The sequence below is a fragment of the Cellulomonas sp. P5_C6 genome (assembly GCF_054049635.1).
Genome location: NZ_JBFULZ010000104.1, coordinates 1 through 14086 on the forward strand (window position 1 = coordinate 1; position 14086 = coordinate 14086).

Annotated in this window: 15 protein-coding genes, 2 tRNA genes and 1 riboswitch; of the genes, 11 read left to right on the forward strand and 6 right to left on the reverse strand. The window is 73.3% G+C overall.

Annotated elements, in window-relative coordinates; genetic code table 11:
• Positions 1-294, forward strand: a 294-nt coding sequence (locus ACXJKG_RS12750) for a hypothetical protein (RefSeq protein ID WP_456846131.1), incomplete at its 5' end; no start/stop codon positions are given.
• A 19-nt stretch (positions 295-313) separates the two neighbouring features.
• Here the strand turns inward: ACXJKG_RS12750 and ACXJKG_RS12755 are convergent.
• On the reverse strand, positions 314-1774 hold the full coding sequence (locus ACXJKG_RS12755; RefSeq protein WP_456846132.1) for an MFS transporter: 1461 nt from the start codon (positions 1772-1774) through the stop codon (positions 314-316).
• A gap of 85 nt (positions 1775-1859) precedes the next feature.
• Here ACXJKG_RS12755 and ACXJKG_RS12760 point away from each other — a divergent pair, with 85 nt between their 5' ends.
• The 5 genes from ACXJKG_RS12760 (at position 1860) to ACXJKG_RS12780 (ending at position 6320) form a co-directional block, all read left to right on the forward strand.
• Positions 1860-2528 (forward strand): helix-turn-helix domain-containing protein, encoded by a 669-nt coding sequence (locus ACXJKG_RS12760; protein WP_456846133.1) that lies wholly within the window; start codon positions 1860-1862, stop codon positions 2526-2528.
• Positions 2529-2659: 131 nt separating this feature from the next.
• Positions 2660-3817 carry a ScyD/ScyE family protein gene (locus ACXJKG_RS12765; protein WP_456846134.1) on the forward strand — a complete coding sequence of 386 codons (1158 nt, stop codon included), beginning with the start codon at positions 2660-2662 and terminating at the stop codon, positions 3815-3817.
• A 119-nt stretch (positions 3818-3936) separates the two neighbouring features.
• Positions 3937-4386 carry a hotdog fold thioesterase gene (locus tag ACXJKG_RS12770; protein WP_456846135.1) on the forward strand — a complete coding sequence of 150 codons (450 nt, stop codon included), beginning with the start codon at positions 3937-3939 and terminating at the stop codon, positions 4384-4386.
• Between the two features lie 53 nt (positions 4387-4439).
• Positions 4440-5471 (forward strand): alpha/beta fold hydrolase, encoded by a 1032-nt coding sequence (locus ACXJKG_RS12775; protein ID WP_456846136.1) that lies wholly within the window; start codon positions 4440-4442, stop codon positions 5469-5471.
• A 48-nt stretch (positions 5472-5519) separates the two neighbouring features.
• Complete coding sequence (locus tag ACXJKG_RS12780) at positions 5520-6320, forward strand: methyltransferase family protein (protein WP_456846137.1); 801 nt, start codon at positions 5520-5522, stop codon at positions 6318-6320.
• Between the two features lie 16 nt (positions 6321-6336).
• On the opposite strand, the gene ACXJKG_RS12785 is transcribed toward ACXJKG_RS12780, so the two are convergent.
• Positions 6337-6412: transfer RNA gene (locus ACXJKG_RS12785), tRNA-Asn, on the reverse strand.
• Between the two features lie 47 nt (positions 6413-6459).
• Positions 6460-6972, reverse strand: coding sequence for a hypothetical protein (locus ACXJKG_RS12790; protein ID WP_456846138.1), 513 nt, complete (start codon positions 6970-6972; stop codon positions 6460-6462).
• A 158-nt stretch (positions 6973-7130) separates the two neighbouring features.
• Here ACXJKG_RS12790 and ACXJKG_RS12795 point away from each other — a divergent pair, with 158 nt between their 5' ends.
• The 5 genes from ACXJKG_RS12795 (at position 7131) to ACXJKG_RS12815 (ending at position 10439) form a co-directional block, all read left to right on the forward strand.
• Complete coding sequence (locus tag ACXJKG_RS12795; RefSeq protein WP_456846139.1) at positions 7131-7571, forward strand: hypothetical protein; 441 nt, start codon at positions 7131-7133, stop codon at positions 7569-7571.
• Positions 7572-7622: 51 nt separating this feature from the next.
• Positions 7623-9065 (forward strand): multicopper oxidase family protein, encoded by a 1443-nt coding sequence (locus tag ACXJKG_RS12800; RefSeq protein ID WP_456846140.1) that lies wholly within the window; start codon positions 7623-7625, stop codon positions 9063-9065.
• A gap of 25 nt (positions 9066-9090) precedes the next feature.
• Positions 9091-9167, forward strand: a tRNA-Ile gene (locus tag ACXJKG_RS12805).
• Between the two features lie 80 nt (positions 9168-9247).
• The gene (locus ACXJKG_RS12810) at positions 9248-10054 is read left to right on the forward strand and encodes a DUF1206 domain-containing protein (protein ID WP_456846141.1); all 807 of its coding nucleotides are present in this window, start codon (positions 9248-9250) and stop codon (positions 10052-10054) included.
• A 75-nt stretch (positions 10055-10129) separates the two neighbouring features.
• Positions 10130-10204: riboswitch (cyclic di-GMP riboswitch) on the forward strand.
• Between the two features lie 16 nt (positions 10205-10220).
• Complete coding sequence (locus tag ACXJKG_RS12815) at positions 10221-10439, forward strand: BldC family transcriptional regulator (protein ID WP_456846142.1); 219 nt, start codon at positions 10221-10223, stop codon at positions 10437-10439.
• 89 nt (positions 10440-10528) lie between these two features.
• Here ACXJKG_RS12815 and ACXJKG_RS12820 read toward each other — a convergent pair whose 3' ends face one another.
• The 3 genes from ACXJKG_RS12820 to ACXJKG_RS12830 all read right to left on the reverse strand — a co-directional run.
• Positions 10529-11767 carry an arginine deiminase gene (locus ACXJKG_RS12820; protein WP_456846143.1) on the reverse strand — a complete coding sequence of 413 codons (1239 nt, stop codon included), beginning with the start codon at positions 11765-11767 and terminating at the stop codon, positions 10529-10531.
• A 65-nt stretch (positions 11768-11832) separates the two neighbouring features.
• The gene (locus ACXJKG_RS12825; protein ID WP_456846144.1) at positions 11833-12375 is read right to left on the reverse strand and encodes a TetR/AcrR family transcriptional regulator; all 543 of its coding nucleotides are present in this window, start codon (positions 12373-12375) and stop codon (positions 11833-11835) included.
• 13 nt (positions 12376-12388) lie between these two features.
• Positions 12389-14086 (reverse strand): YhgE/Pip family protein (locus tag ACXJKG_RS12830; protein WP_456846145.1); only part of this gene is annotated, 1698 nt, incomplete at its 5' end.

Genomic DNA, 14086 nt, shown 5'->3' on the forward strand with positions numbered 1-14086 from the left:
GTCGTGCACGCGTGCGACGAGCCGCCCGTCGGCTCGGTCACCTCGCTGCCCGGCGGTGCCAGCGCGTACGCGGGTCGCGGCGGGTCGGTGTGCCTGGAGGCCGGCGGCGGCACGGCATCGCTGCCGTCCGACGCCGGCCCTGGCCCCGCGCTGACCTACGAGGGCCCGGACGGCACCTGGGAGGTCGGCACGGCGCAGGCCGGCGACGTGCTGGCGACACGCGTCGGCGGTCCGGTCGTCGAGCTGCACGCGGTCGACGGGTCCGGCGTGCTCGTCTGGGCGGCGCGCCGCTAGCCCGTCGCCCGCCGCCGACTCAGCCGGCGCGACGCGCCGTGGCGACCAGGGCGATCGAGGCGGCGGCGCCGACGACGCTCGCACCGGCTGCGACCCAGAAGATGAGGGAGTACGCGAGCGCCGGGTCCGCAGCCGAGGCCATGCCCGCCGTCAGGAGCGCCGTCACGACCGGCGCCGCGGCCGCCGAGCCGATCGTCCGGACGACCCCGTTCAGGCCGGTGGCCGCGCCGGTCTCGTTCGCCGGTGACCAGGTGACGACCAGCTGGGCGCAGATGGCATAGCCGATGCCGTTGCCGAGGCCGAGGACCGCGAAGCCCACGATGACGATCCACGGCGTGGTCGGCCAGAGCGCCAGGACGACCGAGCCGATGCCCATCACGGCCGCCGCCACGACGGCCGTACCGCCGCCGCTCAGCCGCGAGACCAGCACCGGCGTGAGCCGGCCGCCCAGGAAGACCAGGATCGCGCTCGGCAGCAGGGCCAGCGCCGAGACGGTCACGCTCATGCCGTATCCGTAGCCGGTGCTCGTGGGGGCCTGCATGAGCAGGGGCAGGGCGACGTAGCAGACGTAGGGGACGAAGCCGACGACGACGGTCAGCAGGCTCAGGATCGCGATGGGCCCGTGGCGGAAGGTCCGCACGTCCACCACCGGAGCGGCGGTGCGCAGCTCGACGAGCACGAGGGCGACGAGCAGGAGGACGCCGGCCGCGCCGACGCCGACGGTCAACGGCGACGTCCAGCCCCACACCCGGCCCTGCGAGACCGCGAGCAGCACGCCGACCAGACCACCCGCGAGCAGCAGGATGCCCGGCCAGTCGGTCGACCGGGGTGCGCTCGCCGCGGCGCCGCGGGGCACCCACACGACCACCATCGCCACCGCGACCAGGATCAGGGCCGCGCCGATGACGAAGATCCACCGCCACGACAGGGCGTCGACGACGACCCCGCCGACCACGAGGGCGAGCCCGGCACCGAGCCCGATCATGCCCGGGATCCAGCCGAAGGCCGCCGCGAGCCGCGGCCCGGTCAGCCTGGACCGGGTGAGCGCGAGGGCGAGCGGGAACGTCGCGGTGCTCACGCCCTGCACGACCCGCGCCGCGAGCAGCACGCCCAGGCTCGGCGCGGCGGCAGCGGCGAGGGTCGCGGCGGCGAAGACGAGCATCGCCGTCAGCATCACGCGGCGGTGGCCGAACCGGTCACCGAGGTTGCCGACCACCGGTGAGAACACGGCACCGGCCAGCAGGAACGCGGTGAGGATCCAGCCCGTACCGAGGCTGCTCGCGCCGAGCTCGCGCCCGATGGTCGGCAGAGCGGGCACCACGAGCGTCTGCATGAGCGAGAACGCGAACACCGCCGCGCTCAGCGCGAAGGTGAACAGGCCGGGCCGACGCAGCCCGGGGGAGCCGGGCACTCGTCGGTCCGCACTGGCTCCGCGGACGCCGAGGGTGCTCGGCGCGGTGGCCTCCGTCATGGTGGGCATGGGTGGTGCTCGCCTTCTGCCTTGTCGCGAGATTGGAACGGAACGGAACGTCCGTTCCACCTTATCATCCTCCTACACTGGGTCCATGCCGGATCCCAGCGCCCCCGACCGCCGCCTGCCGGGCCGGCAGCAAGAAGCCCGGTCGAACGACTCGGCGGTGCTCGCGGCGGCGCGCGAGGTGTTCTCCGCCCGAGGGCACGACGCGTCGATGGCCGAGATCGCCCGTCACGCGGGCGTCGGCGTCGGATCGATCTACCGTCGGTACCCGACCAAGGAGGCGCTGGTCGAGGCGCTGCGCGTGAACGCCGTGACCGAGGCGGCCGGACTTGCTCGCGAGGTCGGGGCCGCCCCGGACGGCGGGCCTTCCGTTGCGGCACCTCGTGGCGCCGTGGCCACGTTCCTCGCCCGGCAGATCACCGGCGCCACAGGTCCGATCCTGCAGCCCCCGGGCGGGGGCAACCCGATCTCGGCGGAGCTGGCCGAGGCGTCCGAGGAGCTGCGCAGGAACCTCGAGCGGCTGGTCGCGCGCGACCGGGCCGACGGTCTGCTGCCCGAGGGGTTCACGACGGCGGACGTGATGCAGCTCCTCCTGCACCTGCGCCCGGCGCTGCCGTTCCCCCGGGCGCACGCGGACGCGCTCCACCTGCGCTACCTCGAGCTCGCCGTGCGCGGGCTCCACGAGCAGGCGCGCGCCGGCATCGCCCTCGGCGACGGGCCCCAGTGGGACGAGTGGATGGGTTCCTGGCAGGACTGACCGTTCCGGTTTGTCGGGGCATCTGTACAGGGAACGCACAGTCGGGCCATAGTCAGATGTCCAGTTTGTCGGGCTTGTCGGGCGACGGTGCCCAGCGGGACACCCACCGACTGAGCGAAAGGTTCCTGGAGATGCGTCTGCGTACTCTCGGGGCAGCCGCGGCGACAGCAGGGTTGCTGGTCGCCGGGTCGATCCCCGCCTCCGCGCACGGGCAGGACGACTGGGGTCGTCATGGTGTGGACGACCTGTCGTCGTCCTGGCATCCCGGTCACGGCCACAGCAAGCCACCGGTCCTGAGGTCGACGACGACCGTCGCCGAGCACCTGACCGGCCCGCTGACGTTCGACGTCAACCCGTGGGGCGGCCTCGTCGTCGGCCAGGCGTCACCCTCCCCGGACGTCCCGAGCCTCCTGTCCTCCGTCAAGCCCGGGCAGGCACCGACGACCCTGGTCGAGGAGCCCCTCGGCACGGACCTCGCCGCGGTGTCGTCCCTGCTCGGGTCCACCACGTTCGCCACCCGCGTCGGTGACTTCGAGTCGGTCTCGTCCTCGCTGCTGATGCGCCGCTCCCCGAACGGGACCGTCACCCAGGTCGCCGACCTGCTGGCCTACGAGCAGGCGAACAACCCTGATGCGGTCAACACGTACGGCTTCCAGGGGCTCACGCCCGAGTGCCTGGCGATGGTGCCGCCGTTCCTGGCGCCCGCACCCGGCGGCGTCGACTCGCACGGGTACGGCTCCCTGATGCTGCCCGGCATCACCTACGTCGCCGACGCGGGCGGCAACGACGTCCTGTCGGTCGACCGGCACGGCACCGTGCGCACGGTCGCCGTCCTGCCGCCGGCCGCCTTCGTCGCGACCGCCGAGGCCGCCGCGGGGATCGGCCTGCCCGACTGCGTGGTCGGGGCGACCGTCAACCTCGAGCCGGTGGCGACGGACGTCGAGCTCGGCCCCGACGGGTGGCTGTACGTCACGTCCCTGCCCGGCGGCCCGGAGGACGGCAGCCTGGGTAACCTCGGCTCGGTCTACAAGGTCAACCCCCGCACCGGAGCGGTCAAGCTCCTGGCCACGGGTCTGGCTGGGGCGACCGGCGTGGCCGTCTCGCCGGACGGCACGGTGTTCGTCGCCGAGCTGTACGCGAACCAGGTCTCGACCGTCAGCCGCAACGGGACGGTCACCCCGCTGGGGGCGTTCACGCAGCCGGCCGGGATCGAGTGGCAGAACGGACGCCTGTACATCTCGACGAACGTCTTCGGTGACGGGTCGATCGTCGCGGCGAAGGTCCGCTGAGCCGCGCCCGTCGGGCGGCGCCCGGTACCGGAGGGGTGCCGGGTGCTGCCTGACGGCGCTGACCATGTGACGTAGTTCCACGGCTGCGTCGGTGCGGTCCGATCGCCACCATGGAGTGCATGCAGCAAACCCGTGACCCCGCCCTCGCCCCGATCTGGCATGGCTCCCCGGACCTGGACGAGGCGAACGCGATGGGCGCGGCGTCCGCGATCGGCCACCTCGGCATCGAGCTCACCGAGCTCGGCGCCGACCACCTGAGCGGTCGGATGCCGGTCGACAGCCGGACCCGCCAGCCGTTCGGGATCCTGCACGGTGGGGCGTCGGTGCTGCTGGCCGAGACCCTGGTCAGCTGCGCCGCCACGTTCGTCGCCGCGCCCGGCGCCGCGTGCGTCGGCATGGAGATCAACGCCAACCACCTGCGACCGGTCCGCTCCGGCTGGGTCACGGGCACGGCCCGACCGGTCGCTCTGGGCCGTCGCACCCAGGTCTGGGAGGTCCGGATCGTCGACGACGACGACAGGCTCGCGTGCATCGCCCGGTGCACGATGGCGGTGATCGACGCGGGGTGACGACGTCGTCCCGCGCGGGCCGACGAGCGGCRGTCGTGCTGTTCACTGGTGTCGTGGCTGTGCGGGAGCAGCGCTGGGGGACGGCGCACCTCGAGGGTGGCGGGAAGGTGGCCTTCGCGCTGACCGGCAGCGGTCCGCTGCTGCTGGAGGTGCCGGGCTGGTTGAGCCACCTCGAGCTCGGCTGGTCGATCCCGTCCGAGCGCATGGTCCACCAGGCGCTGTCGTCCGGCCGCACGCTCGTGCGCTACGACCGCCCGGGCTGCGGCCTGTCCGATCCCTACGAGGGGCCTCGGACGATGGCGCTGGAGCTGGCCACGATCCGCGCCGTGCTCGAGGCCCTCGGCGCGGCGGACGTCGACCTGTTCGGCTGGTCGCTGGGGGCGCCGGTCGCGGCCCTGTGGGCGTCGGAACGGCCCGAGACCGTGTCGAGGCTCGTCCTCTACGGCGGCTGGGTCGCGGGCGCCGCCCTCGGGGACGAGGACAGCCGGCGGCACGTCCTCGGGCTGCTCGCGACCCACTGGGGGCTCGGATCGGACCTGCTGACCGACATCTTCGCTCCCGACGCGGATGCCGGGACCCGTCGGGCGCTGGCCCGGTACCAGCGGGCCGCCTCCTCGGCCGAGACGGCGGTCGCGCTCCTCGGCCTGGCGTACGACCTGGACGTGCGGCCCGCGCTGCCGCGGATCTCGGCGCCGACGCTCGTGCTGCACCGGCGTGGGGACCGCGCCGTCCCGGTGGCCGAGGGCAGGGCGCTGGCCGACGCGATCCCGGGCGCTCGGCTGGTGGAGCTCGAGGGCCGGTCGCACCTCCCGGCGTCCGGGGACACGCAGGCGCTGGTCGAGGAGCTGAGAGGCTTCCTGGGGCTGCCCCGGCTGCGACGGGCCGTGCCGACGGGGCTCACCCCTCGCCAGACGGAGGTCGCGGCCCTGGTCGCCGACGGGCTCACCAACCGCGAGCTCGCCGAGCGCCTCGGGATCACGGAGCGGTCGGCCGAGTCGCACGTGGAGCGCATCCGGCTGCGTCTCGGGTTCCGGTCGCGTGCGCAGGTGGCTGCCTGGTACGTCGCGAGCGAGCCGGTGAAGTGAGGTAGTTCCACGGCTGTGCCGGGCCGGCGGGTCCCCGAGCATCGGTGCATGACCCGCAACCCGCTGTTCATGGCCCTGTCCGCCGCCGCGTGGGCGGGGTTCGTCGTCGTCACGCTGTGGACGGTCGCGTTCCTCGCCGACGTCGTCGTCTCGCCGACCGTCGACGGACCGCCGCGGACCTCCGAGGCGGTCGCGGTCATGATCGACCTGACGCTCCTGCTCCTGTTCGCCGTGCAGCACTCGGTGTTGGCGCGGCCCCAGGTCAAGGCGCTGCTGCGCCGACGGGTCCCGGTGGCGCTGGAACGCACGGCGTACGTCCTCGCCACCGACGTGTGCCTCGTGCTGCTGCTGGCGCTGTGGCGGCCCTGGGGCGGCCCGGTGTGGCACGTCGACGGTCCCGCGAGCATCGCCCTGTGGGCGCTCTGCGCCGCCGGCTGGCTCCTGGCCATCGCGGCGACGTTCGCGGTCGACCACCTGGAGCTCACCGGGCTCCGGCAGGCCGGCTGGGCCTCGACGCGGGACGCCACCGGGACGAGAGGGCTGAAGGTCGACGGACTGCACGCCGTGGTGCGGCACCCCCTGATGACCGGGCTGCTGCTGGCCTTCTGGGCGACCCCGCACATGGGTGCGTCGCACGTTCTGTTCGCCGTGACCATGAGCGCCTACATCGGCATCGGGATCAGGTTCGAGGAGCGGGACCTGCGTCGCGCTTTCGGTCGCGACTACGACGCCTACGCCGCCCGCGTGCCGGCCCTGGTGCCCGGGCTGCGACGTCGGACGAGGCCGTCGGACCGCGCCCCGATCGCCGTCGGCGGGCACGAGAAAGGCCCCCGTCAACGCATGCGCTGATCAGGGGCCTGTCTGCTGGCTCCCTCGACTGGACTCGAACCAGTAACCGTCCGATTAACAGTCGGATGCTCTGCCAATTGAGCTACGAGGGATCGTGCGGGAAGAAACTCTAGCAGCCGTTCGGGGGTGCCCCGGACGCTCAGCGGGGGAGTCCGACGGCGTCGCGGACCTCGTCCTCGGCGGCRTCGACGACGGTCGCGACGGCGGGGTCGGACAGGTCGATGGACGCATCGCCGAGGACCTGCGTGAACAGCTCGCCGACCTCGTCGCGGCGCAGGACGACCCGCGCCCGGTGGCCGCCGGGGAGCGTGACAGACACCGCATGGACGACCGACTGCTGCACCCGCTCACGGAAGGTCTGGGAGAACGCGAACGACCCGGGTACCTCGGCGAAGGTCAGGCGCTCGGTGTCGCCCCACACCCAGCGCAGGGTCATCGTGCGGGTGGCGGGGTCGAGCGAGCCGTGGTCGACGTCGGACCACGGGTGCCGCACCACGGACCCGTCGGCACCCAGCAGGTGCAGGGCCCGTCGGGTCGCGACGGCCCAGCGGTCCTCCGTGAGCTCGGTGCTCACGAGGATCGCGTCGCCGGGGCGCAGGTCGAGCCGGGTGCGGGCGGCGGCCGGGAGACGGCGACGGGAGAACAGGGCCACCGGGTCACGGTACCCGGGTGTCACGTCCGCCCCGATTCACCCGTCAGAGGGACGAAACGGGGCAAGGTGTATCAGATTGCCCACCGGAGGATCCTGGAGGTCAGGCGCGGTCGCCCCGACCGTGTCTGCGGAGCGCGACGGATCGAGAGAGGCACGCCATGAAAGCTACGTATCGGGTGCTCGCCTACCTGGTGGCAGCCGGAGTCTTCGTCCAGGCGGGCGCCATCGCGCTCGGCTGGTTCACCACCATCCACGAGCTCGACGACGGAGCCGTCATCGACTCGAACTACGAGGGCAACATCGGGCACTCGATCCACGGCACGGTCGGGACGATGGTGATCCCGATCCTGGCGATCGCGCTGCTCATCGTCTCGTTCTTCGCCAAGTTCGCCGGCGCGGTGCGTTACGCCCTGATCATCTTCGGGCTTGTCGCGCTGCAGATCACGCTCGCGTTCGTCGCGTTCGGCGCGCCCGCGGTCGGTGCCCTGCACGGTCTGAACGCCCTGGTCCTGCTCGGGGTGAGCATCACCGCGGCCTCACGGGTGCCCCGGGGTGCGACGGCGACCGCGAGCACCGATGCGGCCCCGGCGACCGCCTGACCGATGACCGAGCGGGAGGCGTTGGGTCGGCGACGTCGCATCGTGGCGGCCGTGGCCGCCTCGGTCCTCGTCCTCGGCCCGCTCGCCTGGTTCTGGTGGACCAGCCTGGTGCCGGCGAACGCGTCGGTCATGGAGATGGGGTACCCCGACGCGGGTGGCGGCCCGACGGCGTCGTCGAGCCCCCACGACCACGCGACCGTCGACGGGCCGACCGTGAGCGTCTCCTCGCTCACCGGCCCGTCGACGGGCACCCCCGACGTCGACGTGACGCTCACCGCCGAGTCGGGACGTGTCCAGGTCGGCGGCGGCCGGTCCATCGAGGGGTTCACGCTCAACGGCTCCTCGCCCGGACCGACGATCCAGGCCGTGGTCGGCGACCTCGTGCAGGTCACGCTGGTCAACAGGTCGGTCGCCGACGGCACCACGCTGCACTGGCACGGGGTCGACGTCCCGAACGCCGAGGACGGCGTCGCCGGCGTCACGCAGGACGCGGTCCCCGTCGGCGGCTCGCACGTCTACCGGTTCGTCGTGCAGGACGCGGGGACGTTCTGGTACCACTCGCACCAGGTCTCGCACGCGCAGGTGCGTGGCGGGCTCTTCGGTGTGCTCGTGGTGCACCCCGCGACCGGCGACGACGACGCCGACGTGGTCGCGGCCGTGCACACCTACGGGTCGACGCCCACCATCGACGGGTCCGCCGACGACCTGCGTGCCGACGCCGCGGCCGGCGATCGCGTCCGGGTCCGGGTGGTCAACACCGGGTCGGGCGTCCTGCGCGCGTGGGTCCCCGGCGCCGAGTACCGGCTGCTCGCCGTCGACGGTCGGGAGGTGCACGGGCCCGGCGCGGTGAGCGACCAGGCCGTCGTGCTCGGCGGTGGGGGACGGGGCGACCTGGAGGTGACCGTGCCGTCCGACGGCTCGTCGGTGCGCGTGCGGCTCGGCTCGCAGTCGGTCGTCGTCGGCCCCTCGGACGACGCCGCCGACGGCGACGACCCGCGTGCGGCGCTCGACCTGCTCACCTACGGCACGCCCACCGACGTCGGCTTCGACCCCCGTGCCGCTGACCGGCACTTCACCTACGCGATCGGCCGGCGGCCGGGGTTCGTCGACGGTCGGCCCGGCCTGCAGTGGACGATCAACGGGCACACCTACCCGAACGTCCCGATGTTCATGGTGAGCGAGGGCGACGTCGTGCGCATGACGTTGCGCAACTCCTCCGGCCAGCCGCACCCCATGCACCTGCACGGGCACCACCTGCTGGTGCTGTCGCGGGACGGGCAGCCGTCCACGGGGAGCCCGTGGTGGACGGACTCGCTCGAGATGTCGTCGGGGGAGACGTACGAGGTCGCGTTCGTCGCCGACAACCCCGGCGTCTGGATGGACCACTGCCACAACCTCCCGCACGCGCAGGAGGGGCTCGTGGCGCACCTGGCGTACACGGGCGTGACCGACCCGTACGTGCTGGGCGGCGGTGCCGACAACGCACCCGAGTGAGCCTCGGTAGGGTGTGCGGTGCCTCGGGGCAGTAGCTCAGCCGGTCAGAGCAGCGGACTCATAATCCGTGGGTCGTGGGTTCAAGCCCCACCTGCCCCACCATCGCCGAGACTCTCGGGTCGCCGGACCGCACCACCCCTGCCACGATCGGGCCTTCGGTCGGTCGAGAGGAGAGGGCAGTGGTGGCGACGAGCGGTACAGCCAACGTGGAGCAGTCCTGGGAGCTGGCGGCACGGGCGGGGTACGCGGTGAGCGGCGTGCTGCACGTGCTCATCGGGCTGCTGGCCCTGCGGATCGCCTTCGGCAACGGGACGCAGCAGGCCGACCAGTCGGGTGCCCTGGGAGCGATCGCGAGCACTCCGTTCGGCGGCATCGTCCTGTGGTTCTCGGTCCTGGCGTTCCTCGCGCTCGGCGCCTGGCAGGTGGCGAAGGCGTTCCACGGTGGCTCGCCGACCTCGTCGGGCTCCGGCGCCACCGGTGCGGGGGACCGGGCGAAGGCGATCGGCCGCGCGGTGGTCTACCTCGCGCTCGCGTTCGCGGCCCTCAGCTTCGCGCGCGGCGGTGGGACGTCCAGCTCGCAGCAGACCGCCGACCTGACGGCGAAGCTGATGGGCGCGCCCGGCGGTCGGATCCTGGTCGCCGCCGTGGGGGTCGCGATCGTCGCCGTCGGCGGGTACCACGTCTACAAGGGGTGGACCAAGAAGTTCCTCGAGGACCTCCACCGGCTGCCCTCCGGCGTCGCCGGGCCCGCGGTCCGGCGCCTCGGCGTGGCGGGGTACGTGCTCAAGGGGGTCGCGCTCGCGATCGTCGGAGTGCTCTTCGTCACGGCCGCCGCGCAGGCCGACCCGTCGAAGGCGACGGGCCTCGACGGAGCCCTGCACACCCTCCGGGACCAGCCCGCGGGGGTCGCTCTGCTGGTCATCGTGGCCCTCGGGTTTGTCGCCTACGGCATCTACTCGTTCGTCCGCGCCCGGTATGGCCGGATATAAATCACCCGTTTGCGCGCGAAACGTGCGGCGGCGCTTGTTGCACAGTTGTCCAGTTTCGGGCATAGTTCCCTTCGTCAGCGACAACGGCAAACCCGCCGCAAGGCGGGGACGCAAAGCCACGGGGCCCACAGGGCCAGCCGAGCTACCGAACGACAGGAGAACGATCATGGCTGTCACCACCACCGAGGCACCCCTCTCGCAGGGCGCTCTGCTCACGCCGGGCGAGGTTGCCGTGCTCTTCCGCGTCGACCCGAAGACGGTCACGCGCTGGGCCCAGGCCGGCAAGCTCTCGGCCGTCCGTACCCTGGGCGGCCACCGCCGCTTCCACGAGTCCGAGGTGCGTCAGCTCCTCACCGGCGTGCCCCAGCAGCGCGCGGCGGAGTGACCTCGGTCCTCAGCTAGTCACGAGAAGGCCCCTCCCGATGACGGGCAGGGGCCTTTCTCATGCTCCCAGGGGTCGGGTCAGGGGTCGGGTCAGGCGTCGCGGACGATCGGGCAGGTCATGCAGTGGCCGCCGCCCCGGCCGCGGCCCAGCTCGGCCCCGCGGATCTCGATGACCTCGATCCCCGCGGCCCGGAGCAGGGCGTTCGTCGCGGTGTTCCGGTCGTACGTGAACACGACGCCCGGTTCGACCGCGACCGCGTTGTTGCCGCTGTCCCACTGCTGCCGCTCGGACGCGTAGGCATCCCCACCGGTCTCGATGACCCGCAGCTCCGGTAGGTCGAGCGAGCGGGCGACGACGTCGACGAACCGCGCGGTGCCCTCGTCGGTGATGTGCACCTGCCCGCGGTCCGCCGGACGCAGCGTGAACGCGTGGATCTCGTCGACGATCTTCGGGTAGAGCGTCACGACGTCCCGGTCCGCGAAGGTGAACACGGTGTCCAGGTGCATCGCCGATCGCAGCCGGGGCATCCCCGCGACGACGACGCGTTCGGCCGCCCCCTGCGCGAACAGCGCGGCCGCGAGCTGGGTGATCCCCTGGCGGGACGTGCGTTCGCTCATGCCGACCAGGACGGTGCCGTGGCCGACGGGCATCACGTCGCCGCCCTCGATCGTCGCGCGGCCCCAGTGGCGCTCCGGGTCGCCCCACAGGACGGTCGACCCGGCGAAGTCGGGGTGGAACCGGTAGACGGCCTTCATCAGCAGCGTCTCGTCGCGCCGGGCCGGGAAGTAGAGCGGGTTGAGCGTGACGCCGCCCGGCAGCCAGCACGTCGTGTCGCGCGTGTAGAGGGTGTTGGGCAGCGGGGGCATGACGTACTCGCGGGCGTCCGGGGAGTACTCGGCGAGCGCGAAGTGCCCGTCGTCGAACCCGCCGGTCACGTCGTTCGTCGCCAGACCGCCGATGAGGAACTCGGCGAGCCGGTGGGGCTCCAGGCGTTCGAGGAACTCCCGGGCGTCGTCGACCAGCTCCAGGCCGACGTCGTCGGGCACGATCTTGCGGTCCAGCAGCCAGTCCCGCGCGCCCGGCACGGTCATCGTCCGGGCGAGGACCTCGTGGAGCTCCAGCACCTCGACGCCGCGGGCCTGCAGCTCCGCGACGAACGCCCGGTGGTCGAGGATCGCGTTCTCCACCCACAGCACGTCGTCGAACAGCAGGTCGGCCGCGTTGGTCGGCGTCAGGCGCCGGTGCGCGAGTCCGGGCTCGCAGACGAGGACCTTGCGCAGGCGGCCGACCTCGGAGTGGACGCCGTTCGCGGGTGGGTCGGTCGGCATCGCGGATCCTCCAGCTGACGTCGGGGCGACCTCGCTCGACCCTAGCCCCGGGCCCCCGGGGCGGCTCAGTGCAGCGTGCCCAGCACCGCGGCGCGGACCTCGTCGAGCGAGCGGTCCGGCTGGAAGACCAGCCACTCGAGGCCGGCCAGCAGCGTCGCGCCGAACAGGGCCGCGGCCGTCAGCGAGGCGTCCCGCTCGGGCCAGGTCTCGGCGACGACCGTCGCGAACGTCCCCATCGACTCGTCGCGCACCAGCCGGATCGAGTCCTGCCAGCTGCGGCCCGTGCGGAACGTCTCGGCGACCATGAGCTTGGCGAAGTCCGGGTGCGCGCGGACCTGGCCGAGCAGCTCGGTGACCAGCGCCTCGAGCGCGTCGCGGCCGTGCAGGCCATCGGCGGCGTCGCGCAGGGCGGCGGTGAGGCGCGTGACGCCCTCGGTGATGATCGCCTCGAACAGCCCGGACTTGGAGCCGAAGTTGTAGAACACGCTGCCCTTGGCGACGCCCGCCGCGGCGGCGATGTCGTCGACGGACGTGGCCGTGAAGCCGCGGTCCGCGACGAGCGCGAGCGCCGCCTCGACGATGTGCTCCCTGGTGGCCGACGTGCGCATGGGCGTCAGCCTCTCAGATGCTCAGCGCGGGGTGCAGGCGCGCCACGGTCCACGTCCGCAGCCGCCCGGCCTTCCACGACGTCACGGCGAGCGAGGCCAGCGTCAGCCCCACCAGGTACGCCACCGCGATCCCGAGGCGCGCGTCCGGCGTGCCGGTGATGAGGTCGCGCAGCCCCTCGACCGCGTAGGTCATGGGCAGGAACGGGTGGATCGCCTGGAAGAACGCGGGGGTGGTCTCCACCGGGTACGTGCCGCTGGCCGAGGTGATCTGCAGCATGAGCAGCGCGATCGTCGCCACCTTGCCCGCGGCCGACCCCAGCACGGCGATCAGCATCTGCTGCACCGCGAGGAACGTCGCGGCGACCAGCAGCAGGAACGCGACCGTGCCCACCGGGTGCCCGATGCTCAGGCCGAGCCCGAGACCGACCACGCCGAGCAGCAGCAGGACCTGGCCGGCGCCGATCACCAGCGACGGCAGGTAGCCGGCGAGCGCGACCCGCAGGCCGGACGCGGGCGTGGCCAGCGCGCGGGTGGGCAGCGGCCGCAGCAGCAGCCAGGTGATCAGCCCGCCGACGAACAGGGCGAGCGGGATGAACAGGGGAGTGAACCCTTCGCCGAGGCTCGCCGCCGGGGCCACGTCCTCGTCGTCGATCGCGACGGGGGTGGCCAGCGCGTCGGCGCGCGCGGTGCGCTGCGCGTCGGTGTCGTCGGGGATCTGGGAGGCGCCGTCGGTCAGCCCGTCGGCCAGCTGCTGCGCGCCGCCGCCCAGCGCGCCGGACCCGTCGGCCACCTGTGCGGCGCCGTCCGCGAGCGTCGCGGTGCCGGTCGCCAGTGTGGACGCGCCGGTGGAGAGCGCAGTGGCGCCGTCGGCGGCCTGCTGAGCGCCCGTGGCCAGCGAGGACGCGCCGGTGGACAGGGTGTCGGAGGAGTCGGCGAGCGTGCCGAGCCCGGTGCTGAGCTGCTGGGCGCCGGCGGCCGTCTGGGACGCGCCGGCGTCGAGCGCGTGCAGCTGGCCGGTCATCGTCGCGACCTCGTCGGAGGACGGCAGCGTGGTGCCTGCCAGCCCGGCGAGCAGCGCGGCCGCGTCGGGGTCCCCGGCAGCGGCGCGGGCCGCGAGGTAGGCCGTGACCTGGTCGAGCCCGGTCGTCAGTGCGGGCAGCTGACCGGTGAGGGCGTCGACCTGCTCGGTGGCGGTGTGGACACCGTCGGCGACCGACCGCGTGCCGGCCGCGAGCGTGGTGCTCGAGTCGGCCGCGGTCCGCGCGCCGGTCGACAGCCGCGAGGCGCCGGACGCCAGCGTCGCTGCGCCGGAGGCCACCTGCCCGGTGCCGTCGTCGAGCGCCGCGGCACCGTCGGCGAGCCGCGCGGCACCGTCGTGTGCTGAGGCAGCGCCGTCGGCCACCTGCTGCGCGCCGTCGCTCAGCTGCGTCGACGCGTCCCGCAGCGAGATCGCCCCGTCGGCCGCCTGCAGCATGCCGTCGCGCGCCGAGCCCAGCCCGACCAGCACCTGGTCCACGGCCTCCTCGCCGGCGGTCGCGGCGACCGCGTCGCGCACGTGGTCCATGGCCGAGCGCCCGAGGGTCGTGCCGATGAAGGAGTTGGCGTCGTTGTAGGTGACGTCGATCTGCGCCGCGGTCGGGTCGTCGCCGCCCGCGGAGACCAGGTCGGCGGAGAAGTCGGTCGGGATGGTGACCGCGAAGTAGTAGTCGCC

Coding starts and splice junctions, on each gene's coding strand:
- ACXJKG_RS12755 (WP_456846132.1), bottom strand. CDS start 1,774: ATGCCCACCATGACGGAGGCCACCGCGCCGAGCACCCTCGGCGTCCGC.
- ACXJKG_RS12760 (WP_456846133.1), top strand. CDS start 1,860: ATGCCGGATCCCAGCGCCCCCGACCGCCGCCTGCCGGGCCGGCAGCAA.
- ACXJKG_RS12765 (WP_456846134.1), top strand. CDS start 2,660: ATGCGTCTGCGTACTCTCGGGGCAGCCGCGGCGACAGCAGGGTTGCTG.
- ACXJKG_RS12770 (WP_456846135.1), top strand. CDS start 3,937: ATGCAGCAAACCCGTGACCCCGCCCTCGCCCCGATCTGGCATGGCTCC.
- ACXJKG_RS12780 (WP_456846137.1), top strand. CDS start 5,520: ATGACCCGCAACCCGCTGTTCATGGCCCTGTCCGCCGCCGCGTGGGCG.
- ACXJKG_RS12795 (WP_456846139.1), top strand. CDS start 7,131: ATGAAAGCTACGTATCGGGTGCTCGCCTACCTGGTGGCAGCCGGAGTC.
- ACXJKG_RS12815 (WP_456846142.1), top strand. CDS start 10,221: ATGGCTGTCACCACCACCGAGGCACCCCTCTCGCAGGGCGCTCTGCTC.
- ACXJKG_RS12820 (WP_456846143.1), bottom strand. CDS start 11,767: ATGCCGACCGACCCACCCGCGAACGGCGTCCACTCCGAGGTCGGCCGC.
- ACXJKG_RS12825 (WP_456846144.1), bottom strand. CDS start 12,375: ATGCGCACGTCGGCCACCAGGGAGCACATCGTCGAGGCGGCGCTCGCG.